The sequence below is a fragment of the Streptomyces sp. NPDC031479 genome (assembly GCF_055581065.1).
On the sequence record NZ_JBVIKC010000001.1, the window covers coordinates 477,960 to 500,363 of the forward strand.

The 22,404-nt window shown below is 73.8% G+C and carries 18 protein-coding genes and 1 tRNA gene; 15 read left to right on the forward strand and 4 right to left on the reverse strand.

Annotated features, from left to right (window positions below):
- Window positions 1-35: 35 nt before the first annotated feature.
- From ACZ5D2_RS02320 to ACZ5D2_RS02370, 11 genes are all read left to right on the forward strand, one after another.
- A complete protein-coding gene (locus tag ACZ5D2_RS02320) occupies window positions 36-1,247 on the forward strand; it encodes a DNA polymerase III subunit delta' (protein WP_371677891.1) in 1,212 nt (403 codons plus the stop codon).
- Between the two features lie 222 nt (window positions 1,248-1,469).
- Window positions 1,470-3,005, forward strand: coding sequence for an alpha/beta hydrolase (locus ACZ5D2_RS02325; protein ID WP_371677892.1), 1,536 nt, complete (start codon window positions 1,470-1,472; stop codon window positions 3,003-3,005).
- Between the two features lie 104 nt (window positions 3,006-3,109).
- Window positions 3,110-3,183: transfer RNA gene (locus ACZ5D2_RS02330), tRNA-Thr, on the forward strand.
- A gap of 127 nt (window positions 3,184-3,310) precedes the next feature.
- Window positions 3,311-5,944: a valine--tRNA ligase gene (locus tag ACZ5D2_RS02335; protein ID WP_468926629.1), complete on the forward strand. Its 2,634-nt coding sequence runs from the start codon at window positions 3,311-3,313 to the stop codon at window positions 5,942-5,944.
- A gap of 278 nt (window positions 5,945-6,222) precedes the next feature.
- A complete protein-coding gene (locus tag ACZ5D2_RS02340) occupies window positions 6,223-6,789 on the forward strand; it encodes an NADPH-dependent FMN reductase (RefSeq protein WP_371677939.1) in 567 nt (188 codons plus the stop codon).
- Window positions 6,789-7,400: a serine O-acetyltransferase EpsC gene (gene epsC, locus ACZ5D2_RS02345; RefSeq protein ID WP_266839925.1), complete on the forward strand. Its 612-nt coding sequence runs from the start codon at window positions 6,789-6,791 to the stop codon at window positions 7,398-7,400. Before ACZ5D2_RS02340 ends, epsC begins: the two co-directional genes overlap by 1 nt.
- A gap of 90 nt (window positions 7,401-7,490) precedes the next feature.
- Entirely contained in the window at window positions 7,491-8,561 is a 1,071-nt protein-coding gene (locus ACZ5D2_RS02350) for a PLP-dependent cysteine synthase family protein (RefSeq protein ID WP_371677940.1), read from the forward strand.
- Window positions 8,562-8,705: 144 nt separating this feature from the next.
- Window positions 8,706-10,019, forward strand: coding sequence for an MFS transporter (locus tag ACZ5D2_RS02355; RefSeq protein ID WP_371677941.1), 1,314 nt, complete (start codon window positions 8,706-8,708; stop codon window positions 10,017-10,019).
- Window positions 10,016-11,251, forward strand: a complete 1,236-nt coding sequence (locus tag ACZ5D2_RS02360; protein WP_371677942.1) for an ATP-grasp domain-containing protein — start codon at window positions 10,016-10,018, stop codon at window positions 11,249-11,251. The genes ACZ5D2_RS02355 and ACZ5D2_RS02360 overlap by 4 nt, the downstream gene beginning before the upstream one ends.
- Window positions 11,251-12,582, forward strand: coding sequence for an ATP-grasp domain-containing protein (locus tag ACZ5D2_RS02365; RefSeq protein ID WP_371677943.1), 1,332 nt, complete (start codon window positions 11,251-11,253; stop codon window positions 12,580-12,582). The genes ACZ5D2_RS02360 and ACZ5D2_RS02365 overlap by 1 nt, the downstream gene beginning before the upstream one ends.
- A complete protein-coding gene (locus tag ACZ5D2_RS02370; protein WP_371677944.1) occupies window positions 12,579-13,841 on the forward strand; it encodes an ATP-binding protein in 1,263 nt (420 codons plus the stop codon). The genes ACZ5D2_RS02365 and ACZ5D2_RS02370 overlap by 4 nt, the downstream gene beginning before the upstream one ends.
- A gap of 77 nt (window positions 13,842-13,918) precedes the next feature.
- Here the strand turns inward: ACZ5D2_RS02370 and ACZ5D2_RS02375 are convergent, their stop codons facing one another.
- Entirely contained in the window at window positions 13,919-14,296 is a 378-nt protein-coding gene (locus ACZ5D2_RS02375; RefSeq protein WP_371677945.1) for a hypothetical protein, read from the reverse strand.
- Window positions 14,297-14,557: 261 nt separating this feature from the next.
- Here ACZ5D2_RS02375 and ACZ5D2_RS02380 point away from each other — a divergent pair, with 261 nt between their 5' ends.
- Window positions 14,558-15,814: a serine hydrolase domain-containing protein gene (locus tag ACZ5D2_RS02380; RefSeq protein WP_371677947.1), complete on the forward strand. Its 1,257-nt coding sequence runs from the start codon at window positions 14,558-14,560 to the stop codon at window positions 15,812-15,814.
- Between the two features lie 48 nt (window positions 15,815-15,862).
- Here ACZ5D2_RS02380 and ACZ5D2_RS02385 read toward each other — a convergent pair whose 3' ends face one another.
- Window positions 15,863-17,590, reverse strand: a complete 1,728-nt coding sequence (locus ACZ5D2_RS02385; protein ID WP_371677948.1) for a bifunctional 3'-5' exonuclease/DNA polymerase — start codon at window positions 17,588-17,590, stop codon at window positions 15,863-15,865.
- A gap of 121 nt (window positions 17,591-17,711) precedes the next feature.
- On the opposite strand from ACZ5D2_RS02385, the gene ACZ5D2_RS02390 reads away from it, so the two are divergent.
- Window positions 17,712-18,884, forward strand: coding sequence for a DUF2786 domain-containing protein (locus tag ACZ5D2_RS02390; RefSeq protein ID WP_371677949.1), 1,173 nt, complete (start codon window positions 17,712-17,714; stop codon window positions 18,882-18,884).
- 22 nt (window positions 18,885-18,906) lie between these two features.
- Here the strand turns inward: ACZ5D2_RS02390 and tatA are convergent, their stop codons facing one another.
- Window positions 18,907-19,140: a Sec-independent protein translocase subunit TatA gene (gene tatA, locus ACZ5D2_RS02395; RefSeq protein WP_371677950.1), complete on the reverse strand. Its 234-nt coding sequence runs from the start codon at window positions 19,138-19,140 to the stop codon at window positions 18,907-18,909.
- Window positions 19,141-19,280: 140 nt separating this feature from the next.
- Here tatA and ACZ5D2_RS02400 point away from each other — a divergent pair, with 140 nt between their 5' ends.
- The gene (locus ACZ5D2_RS02400) at window positions 19,281-21,338 is read left to right on the forward strand and encodes an FUSC family protein (protein ID WP_371677951.1); all 2,058 of its coding nucleotides are present in this window, start codon (window positions 19,281-19,283) and stop codon (window positions 21,336-21,338) included.
- 118 nt (window positions 21,339-21,456) lie between these two features.
- Window positions 21,457-21,702 (forward strand): DUF397 domain-containing protein, encoded by a 246-nt coding sequence (locus ACZ5D2_RS02405; RefSeq protein WP_351815723.1) that lies wholly within the window; start codon window positions 21,457-21,459, stop codon window positions 21,700-21,702.
- Between the two features lie 124 nt (window positions 21,703-21,826).
- Here the strand turns inward: ACZ5D2_RS02405 and ACZ5D2_RS02410 are convergent, their stop codons facing one another.
- The gene (locus ACZ5D2_RS02410) at window positions 21,827-22,336 is read right to left on the reverse strand and encodes an ATP-binding protein (RefSeq protein WP_266839910.1); all 510 of its coding nucleotides are present in this window, start codon (window positions 22,334-22,336) and stop codon (window positions 21,827-21,829) included.
- Between the last annotated feature and the right edge of the window lie 68 nt (window positions 22,337-22,404).

A 22,404-nucleotide genomic window follows, 5' to 3' on the forward strand; every position in this document is an offset into this window, starting at 1 on the left:
GCGCGCGGGCCGCGTAGGGAAAGGCGGTGGGCGGGATGTCCGTGTGGGACGACCTGGTGGGGCAGGAGCGCGTGCGGACGCAGCTGGCCGCCGCCGCGCGGGACGCCGACGCGCTCGTCACCGCCGCCTCGGACGGGGCCCCGCCGCCGCCCTCGTCCAAGATGACCCACGCCTGGCTGTTCACCGGCCCGCCCGGCTCCGGGCGGGCCACCGCCGCCCGTGCCTTCGCGGCGGCGCTCCAGTGCGTCAGCCCCGACCGGGCGCTCGGCGGCGAGCCCGGCTGCGGGTTCTGCGACGGCTGCCACACCACCATGGTCGGCACGCACGCCGATGTGGAGATCGTCCGTACCGACCTGCTGTCCATCGGCGTGAAGGAGACCCGGGACCTGGTGCGCCGGGCCCAGCTCTCCCCGGCCGTGGGGCGCTGGCAGGTCATCGTCCTGGAAGACGCCGACCGGCTCACCGAAGGCGCCGGGAACGTCCTGCTGAAGGCGGTGGAGGAGCCCGCTCCGCGCACGGTGTGGCTGCTGTGCGCACCCTCGCTGGAGGACGTGCTGCCCACCATCCGCTCCCGCTGCCGGCACCTGACCCTGGGCACCCCCTCGGTCGCGGCCGTCGCCGACCTGCTGGTGCGCAGGGACGGGGTGGAGCCCGCCGCCGCCGCCAACGCCGCCCGCGCGACCCAGGGCCACATCGACCGGGCGCGGCGGCTGGCCACCGACGAGTCCGCCCGGACGCGCAGGGCCACCGTGCTCAAGCTGCCGTTGCGGGTGGACGACGTGGGCGGCTGCCTCAAGGCCGCGCAGGAGCTGGTCGACGCCGCCGGCGAGGACGCCAAGCAGATGGCGGAGGAGGTCGACGTCAAGGAGACCGAGGAGCTGCGGGCCGCCCTCGGCGCCGGAGCGGGCGCGGGCGGCCGCATGCCCCGGGGCACGGCCGGTGTGATGAAGGAGCTCGAAGACCGCCAGAAGCGCCGCCGCACCCGTACCCAGCGCGACAGCCTCGACCTGGCGCTGACCGAGCTCACGGGCTTCTACCGGGACGTCCTGGCCCTGCAGCTCGGCTCGAACCTGGCCATCGCCAACGAGGACGTACGGCCGGACCTCGACCGGGTCGCGCGGGCCTCGGGCCCCGAGCGCACCCTGCGGCGCATCGAGGCGATCATCGCCTGCCGCCAGGCCCTCGACCGGAACGTGGCGCCCCTCCTCGCGGTCGAGGCGATGACGATGGCCCTGCGCGCGGGCTGAACGCTCCCCGCTCCCCGCTGCCCGCTCTCCGTTCCCAGCTCTCCGCTCTCCGTTCCCGGTCCCCGTTTCCCCCTTCACCCGTCCGAGCGATCCGGGCCCCGCGCGTGACGGGTCCGGCACGGGCGGGGCGGCCGGTACGCCCCCGTTCGGCGGACGGCCGCCCGCCCCACGCCCGCCGCACGGGCGCCGACGCGGACGGCGGGCAGCACGTAGGCTCGCGCCATGGACACCAGGCGTCTGCTGCGTACCACCGGAACCGTGATCGCAGCCGCCGGGCTGCTCCTCTCCGGCTGCACCTCCGGGGGCTCGGACGTGGCCTCGGCCTCGGCGGAGCCGGCCGCGGTCCCGGCCGCGCTGCGCCCGTACTACGAGCAGAAGCTCACCTGGCGCGACTGCGGCGTCCCCGGCTTCCAGTGCTCCACCATGAAGGCGCCGCTGGACTACGCGAACCCCGGCTCCGGGCAGGACATCGACCTCGCCGTGGCGCGCCGCGCGGCCACGGGCCCGGGCAAGCGGCTCGGCTCCCTGCTGGTCAACCCGGGCGGGCCGGGCGGTTCGGGCATCGGATACCTCCAGGCGTACGCGGGCATCGGCTACCCGGCCGCCGTGCGCGCCCAGTACGACATGGTCTCCTTCGACCCGCGCGGGGTCGCCCGCAGCAGCCCCGTCGAGTGCCTGACCGGTCACGGCATGGACCGGTTCACCCAGGTGGACCAGACCCCGGACGACGCCGCGGAGCGCGCCGAGCTGGTGACCTCGTTCAAGGAACTCGCGGCGGCCTGCCAGGCGCGCTCGGGGCGCGTCCTGCCGCACGTCTCCACGGCGGAGGCCGCCCGCGACATGGACGTGCTGCGCGCGGTGCTGGGCGACGAGAAGCTGAACTACGTCGGCGCCTCGTACGGCACCTTCCTCGGGGCGACGTACGCCGACCTCTTCCCGGCCCGCGTCGGGAGGCTGGTCCTGGACGGGGCCATGGACCCCACGCGGCCCGCGCTGGAGCTGAACCGCGACCAGACGGAGGGCTTCGAGACCGCCTTCCGCTCCTTCGCGAAGGACTGCGCGAAGCAGTCGGAATGCCCGCTGGGGCGGGGCAACCCCGACGCGGTGGCACAGAACCTGAAGGACTTCTTCCGCAAACTCGACGCCCAGCCGGTCCCCTCGGGCGACCCGAACCGCCCCCTGGGCGAGTCCCTCGCGACGACCGGCGTGATCGCGGCGCTGTACGACGAGAGCGCGTGGCCGCAGCTGCGCACGGCCCTCACGGACGCGATGAACGGTGACGGGTCCGGGCTGCTGGCACTCGCCGACAGCTACTACGAACGCGACGCGGGCGGCACGTACGCGAACCTGATGTCCGCCAACGCCGCCGTGAACTGCCTCGACCTGCCGCCGGCCTTCAACGGCCCCGAGGACGTCCAGTCCGCGCTGCCCTCCTTCGAGAAGGCCTCGCCGGTCTTCGGCGCGGGCCTGGCGTGGGCCTCGCTGAACTGCACGTACTGGCCGGTGAAGGCCACGGGCAAGGCGAGGCCGCTGACGGCGAAGGGGGCGGCTCCGATCGTGGTGGTCGGCACGACGCGCGACCCGGCGACCCCGTACAAGTGGGCCAAGTCCCTGGCCGGCCAGCTCGACTCGGGCACCCTGCTGACGTACGACGGCGACGGCCACACGGCGTACGGACGCGGCAGCGACTGCATCGACACCGCGATCAACCGCTACCTCCTGCAGGGCCAGCCCCCCGCTGCGGGCAAGCGCTGCTGACCTCCTGGCCATCCCGGTACGGGGCACCCGCTTCGACCCTGTAGACTTGGCGCCGCTGCTGATGAGAGCGTCCCCCAGGGGAAATCTTCTCGTCTTACAGCGGTGCCGCCTTAGCTCAGTTGGCCAGAGCAACGCACTCGTAATGCGTAGGTCTCGGGTTCGAATCCCGAAGGCGGCTCGGATCAGCCCCAGGACTCACTCGCCGTGACCTGGGGCTTTTTCATGCCCTTCAGCTGTACGGGCATGCGGCGGCCAGGACTGATGGCGCAGAGGCATGGCCGCTCCGTCCTGCGAGAATGGCCGTCGTGACCGACAACACTCCTCAGAGCCCCAACAGCGGGCCGACGCCTACCCACGAGCTGCCGACCCAGTACGCGCCGGCCGAGGTAGAGGGGGCGTTGTACGAGCGTTGGGTAGAGCGCGGGTACTTCGAGGCTGACGCGAAGAGCGAGAAGCCGGCGTACACGATCGTCATCCCGCCGCCGAACGTCACCGGCTCACTTCACCTGGGCCACGCCTTCGAGCACACGCTGATCGACGCCCTCACCCGCCGCAAGCGCATGCAGGGGTACGAGACGCTGTGGCAGCCCGGCATGGACCACGCCGGTATCGCCACGCAGAACGTCGTCGAGCGCGAGCTCGCCAAGGAGGGCAAGTCCCGCCACGACCTGGGCCGCGAAGCCTTCGTCGAGCGCGTGTGGGAGTGGAAGGCCGAGTCCGGTGGGCAGATCGCCGGCCAGATGCGGCGCCTCGGCGAGGGGCTGGCGTGGAGCCGGGACCGCTTCACCATGGACGAAGGCCTGTCCCGGGCCGTCCAGACCGTCTTCAAGAAGATGTTCGATGACGACCTGATCTACCGCGCCGAGCGCATCATCAACTGGTGCCCCCGCTGTCTGACGGCCATCTCCGACATCGAGGTCGACTACCAGGACGACGACGGCGAGCTCGTCTCCATGAAGTACGGCGAGGGCGAGGACACCATCGTCGTCGCCACCACTCGCGCGGAGACGATGCTCGGCGACACCGCCGTCGCCGTCCACCCCGACGACGAGCGTTATGCCCGTCTGATCGGGAAGCAGATCAGGCTGCCGCTGACCGACCGGATCATTCCGGTCGTCGCCGACACGCACGTCGACCCGGAGTTCGGCACCGGCGCCGTCAAGGTGACCCCGGCGCACGACCCGAACGACTTCGCCATCGGCCAGCGCCACGACCTCGAATCCATCGAGGTCCTCGACGAGCGCGGCATCATCACCGTCCACGGCCCGTTCCTCGGCCTGGACCGCTTCGAGGCCCGCTCCGCGATCGTCGCCGCCCTGCGGGCCGAGGGCCGGATCGTCGCCGAGAAGCGCCCCTACGTCCACTCCGTCGGCCACTGCTCGCGCTGCAAGACGACGCTGGAACCGCGCCTGTCGCTGCAGTGGTGGGTCAAGGTCGAGACCCTCGCCAAGGCCGCCGGTGACGCGGTCCGCGACGGCCGGGTCGACATCCACCCCGCCGACATGTCGCAGCGCTACTTCGACTGGGTCGACAACCTCAACGACTGGTGCATCTCGCGCCAGCTCTGGTGGGGTCACCGCATCCCGGTCTGGCACGGCCCGAACGGCGAACTGGTCTGCGTCGGCCCCGACGAGGAGCCGCCGGCCGGTGAGGGCTGGACGCAGGACACCGACGTCCTCGACACGTGGTTCTCGTCCGGGCTGTGGCCGTTCTCCACGCTCGGCTGGCCCGAGCGGACGCCGGACCTGGAGAAGTTCTACCCGAACTCCGTCCTGGTCACGGGCTATGACCTGATGTTCTTCTGGGTCGCCCGGATGATGATGTTCGGTCTGTACGCGATGGACGGCCGGCCGCCGTTCCGCACGATCGCCTTCCACGGCATGGTCCGCGACGAGTTCGGCAAGAAGATGTCGAAGTCGTTCGGGAACACGGTCGACCCGCTGGACTGGATGGACAAGTACGGCTCCGACGCCCTGCGCTTCACCCTGGCCAAGGGCGCCAATCCGGGCGTCGACGTCCCGATCGGCGAGGACTGGGTCCAGGCGTCCCGCAACTTCGCCAACAAGATCTGGAACGCCACCCGCTTCGCGCTCATGAACGGCGCCACGGTCGAAGGTGAGCTTCCGCCCGCCGAGCAGCTGTCGGCGACCGACCGCTGGATCCTGTCGCGGCTGAACAAGGTCGTCGCCGAGGCGGACGCGTACTACGAGGACTACCAGTTCGCCAAGCTCGCGGACGCCCTCTACCACTTCGCGTGGGACGAGGTCTTCGACTGGTACGTCGAGCTGTCGAAGACGACGTTCTTCGAGGAGGGCGACCAGGCCAAGGTCTCCGCGCGCGTCCTGGGCGAAGTCCTCGACGTCACCCTGCGGCTGCTCCACCCGATCGTCCCGTTCGTCACGGACACCCTGTGGACCACGCTCACGGGCGGCGAGTCGGTCGTCATCGCCGACTGGCCGAAGGACTCCGGGTTCCGCGACGAGGCCGCGGAGCAGGAGATCGAGCTGGTCCAGCAGGTGGTCACGGAGGTCCGCCGGTTCCGCTCGGACCAGGGCCTGCAGCCGGGCCAGAAGGTCCCGGCCCGCCTGGAGCTCGACGGCACGGCGCTGGCTCCGCACGAGGCGGCCATCCGCCAGGTGCTGCGCCTCCAGCCGGAGGGCGAGGGCTTCGCCGCCACCGCCTCCCTGCCGGTCGCCGGAGCCACGGTCTCGCTCGACCTGTCGGGCACCATCGACGTGGCGGCCGAACGCAAGCGGCTGAGCAAGGACCTGGCCGCCGCCGAGAAGGAGAAGCAGCAGGCCGAGGCCAAGCTCGGGAACGAGGCATTCATCGCCAAGGCCCCCGACAACGTCGTGGACAAGATCAAGGGCCGTCTCGCCAAGGCCGGGACGGACATCGCCCGGCTCCGGGCCCAGCTGGACAAGCTGCCGCCGCAGTAGGCGCCGGAACACGCCCGAAGGGGGCCCAGACCATGTGGTCTGGGCCCCCTTCGCGTTCGCCCGGAGCCGGCCGGCGGACGCCGTGCGGCGTCGGGGAGCGCATGCCGGACACGGTGCGGCGCCCGCGTGTGGCGGGTGCGTAGCGGGGGTGGGGCGGTTCTCCGCCGGGGTCCTAGTGGGGTTCGAGTCCGGCATCGGGGCCGGCTGGCACCGTTGCGTGGAGGGCGCGGGCCGGTCGGAGGCCTGTCGGCCGAGGCCCGGATGAAGGAGTTCCCGTGGTGAAGATCGTTTTGATGTCGGGCAGTACCCGTCAGGACTCGGTGAACGGCGCCGTGCTGGCGACGGTGCGTCACATCCTGGCGGCGCTGCCGGGTGAGCACGAGAGCGTGTCGCTGGCCGTGGCGGACCTGCCGTTCTACGAGGCCGGGCTGGAGCGGTCCGGCGCCTCGGCGGCGGTGCGCGGGGCCCAGGAGCTGGTCGCCGGCGCCGACGCGCTGTTCATCAGCACCCCCTCCTACAACGGCGAGATGCCGGGCGCGCTGAAGAACGCGCTGGACTGGCTGTCCCGCGGCATCGACGGCCCGAGCGCGCTGACCGGCAAGGTGACGGCCGTGGCCAGTGCCTCCCCCGGAGCGCGCGGCGCCCTCGACGCCCAGGCCGGGCTGGTCGGCGTACTCACCCGGTGCGGTGCGCGGGTCGTGGAGCACGAGCCGGTCGCCGTCGCCGGGGCGGGCGGGCAGGCCACCGAGGACGGCCGGTACACCGACCCGGAGCTCGTGGCGCGGCTGGAGAGCCTGACCGGCGCGGTGCTGGCGGCGGTCGACGCGGCCGAGGTGCTCGTCTGATGGCCGGTGACCGGATAGGCCTCTTCCGGATCATGAAGGAGGACCTGGAGGTGGTGGTGGCGCGGGACCCGTCCATGCGCAACCGCCGCGAGGCGCTGCTGCACGCGGCACTGCCCGCCCTGTGGTCGCACCGGGTCGCGCACCGGCTGCACCGGCGCGGGATGCGGATGACCGCGCGGATCATCGCCTGGTACGCCCGCCGCGGCACCGCCGTGGAGATCCACCCCGGTGCGGTGCTCGGCCGGCGCGTGTTCATCGACCACGGCGCGGCCGTCGTGATCGGCGAGACCGCGGTGGTCGGGGACGACGTGACCATCTACCACCAGGTGACGCTGGGCGCCGTCGGGTGGTGGAGCGACAACGCCCGCCCCGAGGGCGAGCGCCGCCATCCGGTGGTGGGCCGCAACGTCGTGCTCGGCACGAACGCGACCGTGCTGGGTCCCGTCACCATCGGCGAGCACGCCGTCATCGGCGCACAGGCGCTCGTCAACAAGGACGTGCCCCCGGGAGCCCGGGTACTGGCGGCCACCGCCGTGATCAAGGCGGTCGGCAAGGAGCCGGAGCCCATGGAGGACCTGTACGCCGTGACCGCCTCGGCCGGCTCCTGGTAGCCCCGTCCGCGTTCCGGCCCCGCCGGCGTACGGCCGTCCGTACGACCACCCGAACAGCAGCCGTACGAACCGACTTGTGAGGACCCAGACGTGGAAAGCAGTGAGAACCGCCGCATCGCCGACAGCATCGAGGACCTGATCGGGTCGACCCCGCTGATCCGCCTGCGCTTCGAGGACACCGCCCCGGGCACCGAGGTGCTGGCCAAGCTGGAGTCCGCCAACCCGATGTCCACCAGCAAGGACCGGGCCGCCCTGTTCATGCTGCGCGCCGCCGAGGCGCGGGGCGACATCACGCCCGGCAACGGCACCGTCATCGAGGCGACCTCCGGCAACACGGGCATCTCGCTGGCCGCGCTCTGCGCCGCCCGCGGCTACCGATGCGTGATCGTGCTGCCCGACAGCGCCACCCGCGAGCGGGTCGCCCTGCTCAAGGCACTCGGGGCGGAGGTCGTGCAGACCCCGCGCGACACGGGCTACTCCGGCGCGATCGCCAAGGCCGAGGAGCTGCACGCGTCGATCCCCGGGTCCTGGTTCCCCTGCCAGCACGAGAACGCCGACAACGTGCGGGCGCACTACGAGACCACCGGCCCGGAGATCTGGGCCGACACGGCCGGCCGCGTCGACGTGCTGGTCTGCGGCGTGGGCACGGGCGGGACCCTGACGGGCATCGCGAAGTACCTGAAGGAGCAGGACCCGACCATCCGGGTCGTCGCGGTCGAGCCGGAGAACTCGCCCGTGCTCTCCCAGGGCACCGGCGGCCAGCACCGGATCCCCGGCCTCAACGGCGGCTTCGTGGCCCCGACCACCGACGTCGCCCTGATCGACAGCGTGGTGACCGTCTCCGACGAGGACGCGATGGCCGCCGCCCGTGGGCTCGCCCGCCGGCAGGGCGTCTTCGTGGGGGTCTCCTCCGGCGCCGTCGCGCACGCCTGCGCCCGGCTGGCCGCGCATCCGGACTACATCGGCGCCTCGATCGTCACGGTGCTGCCCGACACCGGCGAGCGCTACCTCAGCCTCTGGGAGGAGGACGAGGCGGTGGCCGGCGCCGCCGCCTCCCGGGACGGCGTGGTCAAGCCGGTCGCGGAGCAGCACGTCGCCGGGAAGCAGGCCGCCGGGAAAGCCGCCACCGGACAGTCCGCCGCGCTGACCGTGCGGTCCTGACCCCCTCCGCCGCGGGGCCGGCCTGCGCCCTCCGCCTTCGCAAAGGAACCCAGACATGCCGGTGACCGCCCAGCACACCGAGCCCGTCCCCGTACCCGCCGAGAGCGCCGGCCCCGCCGGCGGGGGGCGCGAAGGGGCCGCGGCATGAACGTCCGCGACCTGCATCCGAACATCAAGCTGAGGCTCGGCGTCGGATTCGTCCAGCGGCTGCTCGGCATCATGCTGATGCCGCTGATGGTCATCCACCTCGCCGCGCTCTACGGGGCCGCCGCGGCCGGCGTGCTGACCATGGTGGTCGCCGCCGCGGGCATCGCCAGCAACTTCCTCGGCGGCCACCTCGCCGACGTCCACGGCCGCAAGCCGCTGATGGTCGCCGGCGAGGTCGGCGCGGCCCTCACCTTCGGGCTGCTCGCCCTGGCCAACTCGCCCTGGTGGCAGTCCGGGACGGTGACCTTCGTCCTCTTCCTGCTCAACACCTGCCTCGCGAGCGCGGCCACCCCGGCCGCCGACGCGATGATGATCGACGTCTCCACCCCCGAGACCCGGACGCTCGTCTACACGATCAACTACTGGTCGATCAACATGGCGTTCACCGCCGGCGCCCTGATCGGCGGCTTCTTCTACGGCGACCACTTCACCCTGCTGCTGACCGCCGCGGCCGTACTGTCCGCGGCGACCGCGCTGGTCGTCCGGTGGTGGATCGCCGAGAGCGCCCCGGAGTCCGCCAAGGAGCAGGCCGCCGGCGTCGCGGCGATGCTCCGCGGCTACCTCGCCGTCTCCCGGGACCGGGTGTTCCTGCGGCTGGTGGGTGCCGCGATCCTCACCCGGGCCGTCGAGGTCCAGATCGGCTACTACATCGCCGTCCGGCTCGCGGACGAGTTCCCCGAGCAGGCGCTGGCCGGCCTGGAGCGCTGGTTCCCGGCGGTGGACGGGGTCGCGATGCTCGGCATCCTGAGGGCGGTCAACACCGCGCTGGTCGTGGTGTTCGCCCTGTTCACGGGCAGCATGTTCCGTCGGCTTCCGGACCGGGTCCGGCTCTACGCGGGCATCGCCGTCTTCACCGCCGGGTACATGGTCCTCGCCGTCAGCAACAGCGGCTGGATCCTGATCGCCGGCGCGGTCGTGTTCACCCTCGGGGAGATCATGAACGTGCCGGTCAAGCAGGCCATCCTGGCCGACCTCGTCGACCCGGTCGCCCGCACCAAGTACCTGGCCGCCTACGGCCTGGTGCCGCGCCTCGGCCTGCTCGTCGGCTCGCTGTGCGTGACCGTGGGGGCGTTCCTCTCCCCGGTCGGCATGAGCCTGCTCTACGGAGCCGCCGGCCTCGGCGCCATCCTCGTCTACCGCTCCCTGCTGCCGCTGCGCGAGGCCCGCCGGGCCACCGCCGAGCAGGACCCCGCCGCCGCGGACCAGAACCCGCAGGCCGCCGCGCCTGCCCGGAACGGAGCCACGTCATGACCCACCCCCGCACCGCCGGCCGGCTCCTGATGGTGATGCCGTACGAGCAGCTCGTCCGCAAGGCCGTCGAGGCCGGCTTCCGGGTCTGGTCGGTCTGGGACCCGAAGCTGCGCACCGCCGCCTACCTCGACCAGGTCGCGGCGCACTCGGAGGAACTGCTCCTCACCGACTTCGAGGACGAGGCCGCGCTGCGGGCCCTGGTGGCCCGCACCGCCGAGGAACACCGGGTCCAGTACGTACTGCACCTGGGCAGCGAGCGGAGCATGGCCCCGGTGGTCGCCGAGGCGGAGGCGCTGGGCCTGTCCCCGAACAGCGCCGCCTCGGTGCGGCTGCTCAACGACAAGAACGCCATGCGCGGGCTCCTCAACGCGGGCGGCGTCTCCGTGGTCCGCGCCCGCGAGGCCGCCGCTCTCGCGGAAGTCGAGCCGCTGCTCGCGGAGTTCGGACTGCCGGCCGTGGTCAAGCCCACCAACTCCGCGGGCAGCCGCGGGGTCGCGCTGGTGCGCACCGTCGCCGACCTGGCCGAATGGACCGAGCGGGTCAAGTCCGCCGGCATCGAAGGCCCCTTCATCATCGAGGAGTTCCTGGAGGGCCCCGAGTTCAGCGTGGAGACCCTGAGCGTCGGCGGCGCCCACCAGATCGTCGGGATCACCGCCAAGCAGACCAGCGGGCCTCCCGGATTCATCGAGACCGGGCACGTCCATCCGGCCCCGCTCGACCCGGCCGGGGCGGAGGCGATCCGCTCCACCGTCACCGCCCTGCTCGACCTCTCCGGCTTCGCCTTCGGCCCCGCCCACACCGAGGTGATCCTCACTCCGGCCGGGCCGCGCGTCGTGGAGTCCCAGGCCCGGCTCGGAGGCGACCGGATCCCGCTCCTCGTGGAGGTGGCCACCGGCTTCGACCTGGAGGCCGCGATCTTCCGCGGGCTGGCCGGGGAGGACGTGCGGGCGCCCGCCGCCCACCGGTACGCCTCCGTCGGTTTCTTCCGGCTGCCCGCGGGACGGCTGGAGTCCGTCGAGGGCCTGGACGAGCTCAGGGCCCTCGACCACGTGCACGCCGTGCACTTCCCGTACGGACCCGGTGACGTCCTCCCGCTCACCACCGATTCCGGCACCCGGCACGGCTACGCCGTCGTCGACGCCCCGAGCCCCGCGGAGGCCGCCGAGCGGATCGCCGCGGCCCACGCGGCACTGCGCGCCCGGACCACCCCCACCCCGAAGGAAGCCCTGTGATGACCGCGCCGACCGCGCAGACCGCGCCCACCCCCGCTCCGGACGCCGCCCCCGGCGACCGGACCGTGCTGCTCGTCGGCGGTACCGACCAGCACCTCGAACGGGCCAAGGACCTGGGCGTACGCGTGGTCCTGCTCCAGCACCCCGACAAGGTCAACGCGTTCCAGACCGGGCTGGCCGACGTCCTCCTGATGATCGACTACACCGACTGGACGACCGTACGGCCGCTCGCCGAGGCCGCCCGCGAGGTCTGGGACTTCGACACCGTCGTCTCGCTCACCGAGGGCGGCCTGGACATGGCGGCCCGGCTGAACGACCACTTCGGCTTCCCCGGCACCCGCCCCGAGGTCAGCCGCCGCATGCGCAACAAGTACCTGATGCGGCAGCACCTGACCGACCACGGGCGGCTGGCGATCCACTGGGACCGGGTCACCGACCGGGAGTCCCTGGAGGCCTTCGCCGGGCGGGCCGGGTTCCCGTTCATCGTCAAGCCCACCGACGCCACCGCGAGCTTCGGCCTGATCAGGGTGAACGGTGCCGGGGAGCTCGACGCGGTGTGGGAGCGGATCGAGGAGCTGCGCGGCCGGCGCACCGACCGCGGCTCGACCCTGTACACGGTGAACGAGTTCCTGATGGAGTCCTACCTCGACGGCCCCGAGTTCAGCGTGGAGGCCCTCAGCTTCGCCGGCCGCCACGTGGTGGTCGCCGTGACGGAGAAGCTCGTCGACGACACGCACTTCGCGGAGCTGGGCCACGCCCTGCCCGCCCGGCTCGCACCGGGGGACCACGCCCGGATCACGGCCGCGGTCGCGGACTTCCTCGACACGATGGGCGTGACCGACGGGCCGAGCCACACCGAGCTGCGCCTCGGATCACGCGGCCCGGTCGTCATCGAGTCCCACAACCGGGTGGGCGGCGGCCACATCAACGAACTCGTCGAGGCCGCCTACGGGATCGACCTCATGGGCTACGGGATGGCCTGGCCCCTGGGCCTCGTCGAGCCGCTGGCCGGCCCCCCGGCGGCCCGCGCCGGGGCCTGCACCCGCTTCGTGCTCCGCGACCCGGGAACGGTCACCGCCGTGTCGGGCGTGGAGGAGGTCGCCGCCCGCGCGGACGTGCTGGCCGTGGAGGTCTCCGTACGCCCCGGCGACCCGGTGCGCCCGCTGCGCGACAACTGGGACCGGCTCGGCTTCGCCGCCGTGACGGCGGCCGACACCGACGCGGCGATCGCCCTCTGCGAGCGGCTCACCGCGCAGATCCGCATCGACGTCCACCCGGCCGCCGGGGCCGCGCAGGACCCGGCCGCCGCCCTCGCCGGGGCGGCGGCGTGACCGCGCTCGTCCTGCACCGCTTCCCGCTGGACCCGTTCCCGTACGACCGTTGGCTGGACGGACTCGACGGCGGCGTCGTGCTGATCGCGGCCCGCGACCGGATCGAAGGGGGCGGGGAGCGGGTCCCGGACGGCCCCGGGGGCTACCGCCGGCTGGAGGTCCTCGACGGCTTCGACGACGAGGAGCGGCTCGACCGGCTGGCCGAGGACCTGGCCCACGCGTACGAGGTCACCCACGTCATCGCGTTCCACGAGGCGGACCTGCTCCGGGCGGCCCGGCTGCGGGAGAAGTTCGGCCTGCCCGGCCAGCTGCCCGACGGGGTCCTGCCCTTCCGGGACAAGGTCCTGATGAAGGAGCGGCTGCGGGCGGCCGGCATCGAGGTCGCCCCGTACGCGCTGCCCGCCACGGCCGACGGGGCGCGGGCCTTCGCGGCGGAGCACGGCCTGCCGGTGGTCTTCAAGGCCCGCGACGGTTTCGGCTCCGTCGGGCTGCGGATCGTGGGTAGCGTCGGGGAACTGGAGGAGTACCTGGCCGGGGCCTACCCGCCCGCCGCCGGTCCCCGTGAGGACCTCCTGGTGGAGGCGTACATACCGGGCCCGATGTGCCACGTGGACGGGGTGGTCGTGGACGGACGCACCGTCATGGCCTGGCCCTCGCAGTACCAGTACGACCTCGCCTCCTTCCAGGCCGATCCCGGTGCCCGGGTGGACCTCACCCTGGACCCCTCGGACCCGCTGACCCCGCGCCTGCTGGCGCTGGCCGAGGAGGCCCTCGGGGCACTGGGCGGGCCGGCGGACCACGCCTTCCACGCGGAGGTCTTCCACACCCCCGACGACCGCCTCGTGGTCTGCGAGGTCGCCGCCCGGCCGGCGGGGGCGCGCATCCGGGACGTGCTGGACGCGGTGTTCGAGGTGCACCCCGTGGAACTGGCGGCGCGGGCCCACACGGGACTGCCCCTGCCGGCCCTGGCGGGGCTCCCGGCCGGGCCGGAGGGCGGGCGGCTGCGGCCGGTCCGCATGGCGGGGCAGGTCCTGATGATGAAGCGGCCCGGCACGGTCCGCGCCATCCCGGTGATCCCGGAGGAGCCCTGGGTGCGGTTCTACGGGGTCTTCGCCGAGCCGGGGGAGGTCCTCGCCGAGGCCGCCCTCTCCTCGGACTTCCTGGCCGCGGCGGTGCTCTCGGCGCCGACCCGGCAGGAGTGCGAGCGGCGTCTGAGGGCCCTGGGCGGTCGTTTCGAGACGGAGATCGTGATCGACTGATCCCGGCCCGCGGCCCGCGGCCCGCGGCCCGCCCGCCCGGTCCCCCGCCCCGGCCCGGCTCCCGGCGGTCCGATCGCCTACATCGGTGCGAGGCCCAGCGCCGTGACCACCACGGCGGTGAAGGGAGCGATCACCGAGAACCACGGCCCGGGGCGGTTGCCGGCGTGCCCGTAGGCGGCGACGAGCAGCAGGAGGGCGGCGGGAGCGAACCGGTACATGCCGTGCCGGGGAGCGAGCGGTCCCCACGCCGCCAGGAACAACCCGCTGACGAGACAGGCCCGGGCGAAGGTCAGGGGGCCGTCCTGCAACAGGAGCGGGACGGTCGCCGCTATCGCGGTGACCACGAAGACGACGAACGCCCGGTTCGGCTCGATACCGCGGGCGAACCACAGCACCACGGGGCCCCAAGCCGCCAGCGCCCCCGCCACGGCCCAACCCCGTTGCCGGGCGGACACTTTCCGATGCTCGGCCACCACATGCCCTTCCTCGCCAACACGCGGATTGAACGTGTTCAGAATGCGCCGGTCGGATACGGGCGCAAGGGCCGTGGCCCCGGGCGCCGCGGCGGACGAAGGCATCAGCCGGCCCGGCGCTGCCGTACGAGGGCGTCGAGCCGCTCCGCGAGTCCCGCTCCCCGTCACCCCTGCGGTCGCTGGGGCCGCGAGGGCGGGGCTAGCGTGGGGAGGGGGCGGCGGCGCACGGGCAGGAGGCCGGGCATGACGACACGGTGGCGCAGCGCGGCGGTCGCGGCCGCCGCGGCGGGTCTGGTGGTGGTGCCGGTCGGCGTCGGAGCGGGCGGCGCCCGGTACGCGGACGCGCCCCCGGCGGTGGCGGCGGCCCCCGCGGCGACACCGGCGGCCACGCCCTCGCCCCCGCCGACCCCCGCGGCCGACGGGTTCCCGAAGCTCACCCCCGAGGTGGCGGCGCGGCTGGACGCGGCCGTGCAGAGGGTACGGCGCGAGGCCAGGGTCCCCGGGGTCATCGTGGCCCTCTCCGCCCCCGGCAAGGGCGAGTACGTACGGGCCTTCGGCGTCGCCGACAAGGCGACCGGAACGCCCATGACACCCGGTCTGAACATGCGGATCGGCAGCGAGACGAAGACCTTCACGGTGACGGCCCTGCTGAGGCTGGTCGACCAGGGCAAGGTGGGCCTGGACGACCCCATCGGCAGGTACGTCGCGGGCGTCCCGAACGGCGACAGGATCACCCTGCGCGAGCTGGCCGGCATGCGCAGCGGGCTGTTCAACTACTCGGAGGACGAAGGGTTCTTCAAGGCCCTGACGAGCGACCCCCGGCGGAACTTCACGCCGCGGGAGCTCCTCGCCTACTCCTTCGGGCACCCCGTGAACTTCGCGCCGGACGCCAGGTTCGAGTACTCCAACACCAACCTGATCCTGCTGGGGCTGGTGGTGGAGAAGGTGAGCGGGAAGAGGCTCGCCGACTACATCGACCAGCAGGTGGTCAAGCCCGCCGGGCTGACGCACACCCTCTTCCCGACCGGCGCGGAGTTCCCGAGTCCGCACGCGCACGGCTACACGGACGCGACCGCCGACGGGAAGACCGAGGACGCCACCGACTGGAACCCCTCCTGGGGCTGGGCCGCCGGAGCGATGATCTCCGACCTCCCCGACCTGCGGAGCTGGGCGAAGACCCTGGCCACCGGCACCCTGCTGACCCCCGCCACCCAGGCCGAGCGGCTGAAGGTGAGCCCGGCCGGGGACCTCCCGGACACCGGCTACGGCCTGGGCATCTTCAACGTCGACGGCTGGATCGGCCACAACGGATCCCTGCCCGGCTACCAGTCGCTGACCGTGTACCTCCCCCAGGAGCGGGCCACCATGGTCGTCCTGCTCAACACGGACACCGCCTCCGACGGCGCCGAGCCCAGTGCCCTGTTCGGCGAGGCCATCACCCGGGTCGTCACACCCCAGCACCTCTTCAGGCTGCCCCCGCAGCCCGGCGCGGGCCGCTGAGGGGCCTCACGGATCCGCCGCCCGGCCGCCGCCCCGGTCGGAGGCGGGTCATTTCGCGTCGGCGTAGCACTCCACGACCGCGGTGGTGAAGGGGAAGCGGACCGGGGTGTCGCCGAAGGTGAGGCGGCCCGCCAGGTCGGCGGCGGCCCGGATCGCCTCGGCGACGGCCGGCGCCTCCTCGGCGGGGCAGTGCACGATCACCTCGTCGTGCTGGAAGAACACCAGCTCCGCGCGCATCCCCGCCGAGGCGAGGGACTGGCGCAGCGCGGCGAGCATCAGCAGGGCCCAGTCGGCGGCGCTGCCCTGGACGACGAAGTTGCGGGTGAAGCGGCCCCGGGCACGGGTGTCGGCGGAGGCGTAGCTCGGCGTCCAGCCGTCCGGGCGGCTCCCGCGGTCCGGGCGGCCGGTGCCGTCCGGGAGGTCCCCGGAGTCCTGGGGGAGTCCCGCCTCGCCCCCGTCGTCCTCGGCGGCGGTCACGGGCGGCGGGCAGGTCCGGCCGAGCCAGGTCCGCACGAGCCGGCCCTCCTCGCCCGCCCGCGCGGCCTCGTCCACGCAGGCCACCGCCCGCGGGAACCGGCGGCGCAGCGCGGCCAGGTTCTTCAGGCCGTCGCCGGAGGTCTGCCCGTAGACCGCACCGAGGACGGCGATCTTGGCCTGCTCCCGGTCGCCGGAGAAGCCCTGGCGGGACACGGCCGCGTAGAGGTCCTCGGCGCGGCCCGCCACCTCCATGAAGGCCGGGTCGCGGGAGATCGCGGCGAGGACGCGCGGCTCCATCTGGTCGGCGTCGGCGACGACCAGCCGCCAGCCGGGATCGGCGACGACCGCCCGCCGGATCACCTTCGGGATCTGCAGGGCCCCGCCGCCGTTGGTGACCCAGCGGCCGGTGAGGGTGCCGCCGGGGAGGAACTCGGGGCGGAAACGGCCGTCGTGGACCCAGTCGGCCAGCCAGGACCAGCCGTGGGCGGTGTAGATCCGGTACAGCTTCTTGTAGGCGATCAGCGGTTCCACGGCCGGATGCGCGAGCTCCTGGATCTCCCAGCGGCGGGTGGAACGCAGTTTGATCCCGGCCTCCGCGAACGCCTTGATGACGTCGGCCGGCAGGTCGGGGCGCACGCGGCGGCCGAACGCGGCGGAGACCTCGTCGGCGAGCGCGGCGAGGCGGCGGGGCTCGCCGCGGCCCGCGTAGCGCTCGCCGAGCAGCTCGGTCAGCAGGGCGCGGTGGACGTCGGCCCGCCAGGGCATTCCGGCCCGGTGCATCTCGGCGGCGATCAGGAACGCGGCCGACTCGGAGGCGGTGAGCAGCCGCATCCGGTCGGGGTGGGCGGTCGCGGCGAGGCGGCGCGCCTGGTCGGCGTGGACGGCGAGCAGGGCGTCGAGGGAGACGGGGACGGCGGGCCGCGGGTCGAAGAGGGAGTCCTGGGTGCCGGGCTCGGCGGCGCGCTGCGGGGGGTCCGCGGGGACGGGCGCGTCGTTGAGGCGCGCCCAGGCGGCGGCCGCGGAGCGGGGCTCGCCGAAGCGGCCCTCGTGGCCGAGGAGCAGCGACTCGGCGTCCTCGACGTCGTAGCAGCGCTCGACACGGACGCCGGCGGCGAGCAGGCGGGGGTAGGCGGCGGCGGTGGACCGCCAGATCCAGCGGGTCGCGGCGGGGGCGGCCCGGACGGCCTCGGCGGGGTCGCGGACGCGCAGGCGGGGGCCGGTGGCGGGCGGCACGGGCGCGGCGTGCCACCAGCCGTCGCCGTCTTCGGCGAGGGCCCAGGGGCCGGGTGCGTCGCTCACGGGTGCGAGTGTCCCACCGGGGTCTGACAAGGGCCTTCCCGGCGCGGCCGGCCCGCGGGGGCGGGGCCGCGCGCGCCGGGAGCGGACCGGCCGGGCGCGGGGGGCATGTCAAGCTGAAGGGGTGAGTGAGTTCGCCGCAACCGTTGACCGGGCCTTCGCCGCCGCCCTCTACGCCCAGGACGACGCCGGGCTGGACACGGGCGCCTCCGTGCTCGCTGCCGAGCCCGCGCGGTGGGGCGGGGTCGGGCGGGAGCTGCTCGCGCGCGGGGAGGCGTACGTACGGCAGGCCTGGGAGCGGGGCTGGCAGCCCGCCGACGTGCTGCGGCTGGTCCGCCGCGACCTGGACGAGCTCCACCTGCGGATCACCGCCGACCTGGTGGCCGCCGAGGCGCGCCGCTACGCACGCCTCCCGGAGCGGTGGACCGACGCCGAGGTCTGGTGGGACGAGGACGGGGCGTACGCCGAACAGCTCGCGCGGCGCGCCAAGGCGGACCGGTTCACCCTGGCCACCGCCGTCCTGGAGGTGCTGCGGCTGCTGGTGCGGCTGCCGTCGATCGAGCCGGTCGGCCCGCTCCCCGGCGACCTCACCGAGCAGGCGCACGCGCACATCGAGCCGCGGATGCTGGGGCGGATCCGGGCGCTGCTCGCGAAGGCCGAGGCGACGACGTACCCCGAGGAGGCCGAGGCGCTCAGCGCGAAGGCCCAGGAGCTGATGGCCCGCCACACGGTGGACGAGGCGCTGCTGGCCGCGCGCGGCGGCGGCCCGGCTCAGGTGCCGGGGGCCTGCCGGATCGGGGTGGAGCCCCCGTACGAGGAGGCCAAGGCGGTGCTGCTGGACGCGGTGGCCACCGCCAACCGCTGCCGGGCGGTGTGGAACAGCGGCTTCGAGTTCTCCACGGTGGTCGGCTTCGAGAGCGACCTGGAGGCGGTGGAGCTGCTCCACACCTCGCTGCTGGTGCAGGGGACGGCGGCGATGACCCGGGCCGAAGCGGCGCAGCGGGCCGGCGGGCGCAAGCGGACCAAGACCTTCCGGCAGTCCTTCCTGCTCGCCTACGCCAGCCGGCTCGGCCGCCGTCTGGCGGAGACCGCCGAGCACACGGCCACCGAGGCGGCGGACAACCTGCCCGCCCTGGTGGCGCGGGACGTCGCCGTCACCTCGCGGGCGGACGAGATGTTCCCCCGGACCACGACGACCCGGCTGCGCGGCGCCACCGACCACGCCGGCTGGGAGGACGGCACGGCGGCCGCCGACGCCGCGCACGTGGGCGCGGGGCGGCGGCCCTCGCTTCCGTGACGGACGGACGACCGGGACGGTCCTAGACGGCCGGGGTCTCCGGGCGGGACTCCGGACGGGTCTCGGTGCGGGACTCGGTGCGGGACTCCGGCCGGGCGCCGTCCTCGGCGCGCATCGCCCGCGCCTCCGACTTCAGGATGCGCGCCGACTTCCCCAGGGAACGGGCCATGTCGGGCAGCTTCTTCGAGCCGAACACCAGCAGGCACACCACCAGGACGATGAGCAGGTGCCAGGGCTGGAGGCCATTGCGGAGCATGTGCGTACCCACCTTTCGGACGACGGCCGGACCGTGACGTCGGCCGGTTGATGATCAGCCCCATGGAACAGCGGGGCAAGGGCTGCGCACAAACCTGAAGAAACCCTGAAGAAACCCTGAAAACGGCTACGCTCGACGCCATGAGCTGGCTCCGGGCGCTGAAGGACACCGCCCGCTCGGGCATGACGGTGGAACGGACCCGGCTGGAGCCCCTCGCCGCGGTCCGCGCCGCCGCCGGACTCGCGCTCGTCATCGCTTTCGGGCTGGCCTTCCTGGGGCCCGGCGCGGCCGTCAGTTCCGCCTTCGGCGCCTTCATGGCCGCCATCGCCACCTTCCAGCAGAGCTGGCGCCCGCGCCCGGTGCTCGCCCTCGCCTCGGGGCTGACCCTGGCCGTCTCCACCTTCGTCGGCTATCTGGTCGGCTCCTCCACCACCGGGCTCTTCCTGCTCCTGGTCGCCGTCTGGACGTTCGTGACGGGGCTGCTCTGGGCGGCCGGGCCCACCGCCGGGATCATCGCCTCCGGCAACGTCGCGATCATGCTGGTCACGGTCACCCTGCCGACCTCCGTCGCGCAGGCCGCCGGGCACGCCGCGGTGATCGCCGCCGGAGGGGTGGTCCAGGCGCTGCTGATCGTGCTGTTCCCGGTCCGCCGCTGGGGCGACCGGCGCGACGCCCTGGCCGACGCGCTCGCCGCCGAGGCCGACTACGCCCGCCGGCTGCGGCAGGACCCGGCCGCCTCCTTCGACCCCGTACCGCTGATGAAGGCCCGGGACGCCGCCGCCGTCACCGTCCGGCAGGCCCGGCGGCGGCCGGCCGAGCTGCACGGGGCGCGGGGCCTGGCCGAGCGGATCCGGCCCGTGCTGGCCTCGCTCGCCGACCCGGCCGTCGGGGCGCCCGCGCAGGGCCCGGCCCGGGAACGGGTGCGGGAGCTGCTCGCCGCCGCCGGGACGGTGCTGGACGCCGCCGCGCACGCGATCCGCCACGGGGACCCCGTACGGCTGCCCGCGCCGGCCCTGTCCGTGCTCAAGGCCCCCGACCTGCCCGACCTGCTCGGGGGCGCGCCGCTGCGGGCCGCGCGGCGGCTGGCCGCGCTGCTGGACGACGTCCTGGAGACGGCCGGGCCGGGGTCGGGGCCGGGGTCCGGGCGGATCGCCGACCCGGCCGAGTCGATGCTGCGGCCCACGCTGCCGGAGCTGGTGCCGCTGGTGGGGAGCGCCGTACGGGCCGAACTGCGTCCGGGGTCGCCGGTCCTGCGGCACGCCGTGCGGGTCACGGCGGTGGTCTGCGCGGGGTACCTGATCGGGAACGCGCTGCCGTTCGGGCACGCCTACTGGGCGCCGATGACCTCGGTGATGGTGATGCGGCCCGACTTCACCCAGACCTGGTCCCGGGCCGTGGCCCGGTTCGGCGGCACCCTGGTCGGGGTCTCCGTCGCGACCGCGATCGTGCAGCTGGCGCAGCCGGGGGTGTACCTGTCGGGGGCGCTCGCGGTGGTCAGCGCGGGGCTGATGTACGCCCTGATGCGCACCGGGTACGCCGTCGCGCAGGTCTTCGTATCGGCCTACGTGGTCTTCCTGCTCGGCATGGGCGGCGTCCGCTGGGACCAGACCGTCCCCGACCGGATCGCCCTCACCCTGATCGGCGGGGTCCTGGCGATGGTGGCGTACGCCGTCTACCCGGCCTGGGAGACCCCGCGGCTGCGGACGCGCCTCGCCGACTGGCTGGCGGCCGTAGGACGGTACGCGGCCGCCGTGCTCGGGCAGTACGCCGATCCGGCCGGGGCCCGGCGGGCCGACGTGCGGGAGGCGCTGCTGGCGTCCCGGGACGCCCGGGTCGCCTGGCAGGAGGCGCTCGTGCGGGCGGCGGGGGAGCCGGTGCGGCACCGGGGGCTGTCCCGTGCGGCCGCCGACGGGGCGGGGGACGCCCTGGCGGCGCTGGGCCGCCACGCGATGCTGTGGGAGGCCCACCTGCCGGACCGGACCCAGGCGCCGGTGCCGGGGGCGGCGGAGCTGGCGCGGGCCCTGCGCGAGGCGACCGAGGCGGGGGCGAGGGCGGTGCGGGAGCGGCGGGTCCCGGAGTGGGAAGGGGTCCGCGGACTGCTGCCCGACGGGAACGCCCCGGAAGCAGCCGTTCTGCGCGGGGCCGGGGAGCAGCTCCTGGAGGCGCTGGACGAGGTGTCCGAGGCGCTGCGCCCGTAGAAAGTGATCAACAGTGACCGGTGCGGCACCGCGCGTGCACGTGCATCTGCCCATGCAGGCGCTGATGAACACAGCTATGATCCGGTGGAGTTGACATCTGCACTATCGGGGGCTTCCTGTGGACCACGCGTACAACGGGATGGCAGCTGCAGAACTCGCTTCCTTGTATGAGCTGACCTGGCAGAAGAGCAGACACAGCAACTCGCAGGGATCCTGCGTGGAGTTCGCCAGACTGCCCGGCGGCGACGTCGCCATGCGCAATTCGCGCTTTCCCGACGGACCGGCGCTCGTGTACACGCCCGCCGAGATCGAGGCGCTGCTGCTGGGTGTCAAGGACGGGGAGTTCGATCATCTGATCGGCTGACGGAACAGCGCACGCAATCGAGTCATGCACGTGCACTGGCCGGGACTGATCGAAACGATCAACCCCGGCCAGTTGTCCTGTTCGTGACGTTGTGTCCCCCGTCGGCGCGAACCCCTCGGGAGGGTCAGTCCTGGAGCATGAAGAGCGCCCAGACGACCTTGCCGGTCAGTCTGCCCGCGAGCGGGTGCCAGCCCCAGTTGTCGCTGTAGGCGTCCACGAGGAACAGCCCGCGCCCGGACTCCAGGTCGCAGTTCTCGTCCGTCCGCTCCGGTGCGAACGCGCCGCCCGGCCGCTCCTCGCTGGGGTCGCGCACCGCGCACACCAGCCGGGTGCTCCACCGCATCAGGTGCAGCCGCACGGATCCCTCGGGCTCCCCGGCGCAGCCCCGCGCGTCGTCGGGCAGGGCGTGCCGCAGCGCGTTGGTGACGAGTTCGGACACGACCAGGGAGACGTCGTCGAAGCGGTCGTCCAGGTCCCACTGGGACAGGGTGGACCGGGTGAACGAGCGGGCCCCGCGCACCGCCTCGAAGCGGGCGGGCAGGGCGCAGGAGGCGGACCCGGAGACAGCCGTGGGGTCGACCGGGGGCAGCCCCTGCCGTAACGGCTCTAGCACGGTCGATCCATTCGTCCCCATGCGAGGCACTCCCGGGATTCGCGGACGGCGCGGCGGCTTTGTCCGAAGAGAACTGCGGGGTGGGTCCG

Bases quoted from the DNA above. Each gene is read 5' to 3' on its own strand.
- ACZ5D2_RS02355 (WP_371677941.1), top strand. From the start codon at position 8,706: ATGAACGTCCGCGACCTGCATCCGAACATCAAGCTGAGGCTCGGCGTC.
- tatA (WP_371677950.1), bottom strand. From the start codon at position 19,140: ATGCTCCGCAATGGCCTCCAGCCCTGGCACCTGCTCATCGTCCTGGTG.
- ACZ5D2_RS02400 (WP_371677951.1), top strand. From the start codon at position 19,281: ATGAGCTGGCTCCGGGCGCTGAAGGACACCGCCCGCTCGGGCATGACG.
- ACZ5D2_RS02365 (WP_371677943.1), top strand. From the start codon at position 11,251: ATGACCGCGCCGACCGCGCAGACCGCGCCCACCCCCGCTCCGGACGCC.
- ACZ5D2_RS02380 (WP_371677947.1), top strand. From the start codon at position 14,558: ATGACGACACGGTGGCGCAGCGCGGCGGTCGCGGCCGCCGCGGCGGGT.
- ACZ5D2_RS02360 (WP_371677942.1), top strand. From the start codon at position 10,016: ATGACCCACCCCCGCACCGCCGGCCGGCTCCTGATGGTGATGCCGTAC.
- ACZ5D2_RS02325 (WP_371677892.1), top strand. From the start codon at position 1,470: ATGGACACCAGGCGTCTGCTGCGTACCACCGGAACCGTGATCGCAGCC.
- ACZ5D2_RS02320 (WP_371677891.1), top strand. From the start codon at position 36: ATGTCCGTGTGGGACGACCTGGTGGGGCAGGAGCGCGTGCGGACGCAG.
- epsC (WP_266839925.1), top strand. From the start codon at position 6,789: ATGGCCGGTGACCGGATAGGCCTCTTCCGGATCATGAAGGAGGACCTG.
- ACZ5D2_RS02410 (WP_266839910.1), bottom strand. From the start codon at position 22,336: ATGGGGACGAATGGATCGACCGTGCTAGAGCCGTTACGGCAGGGGCTG.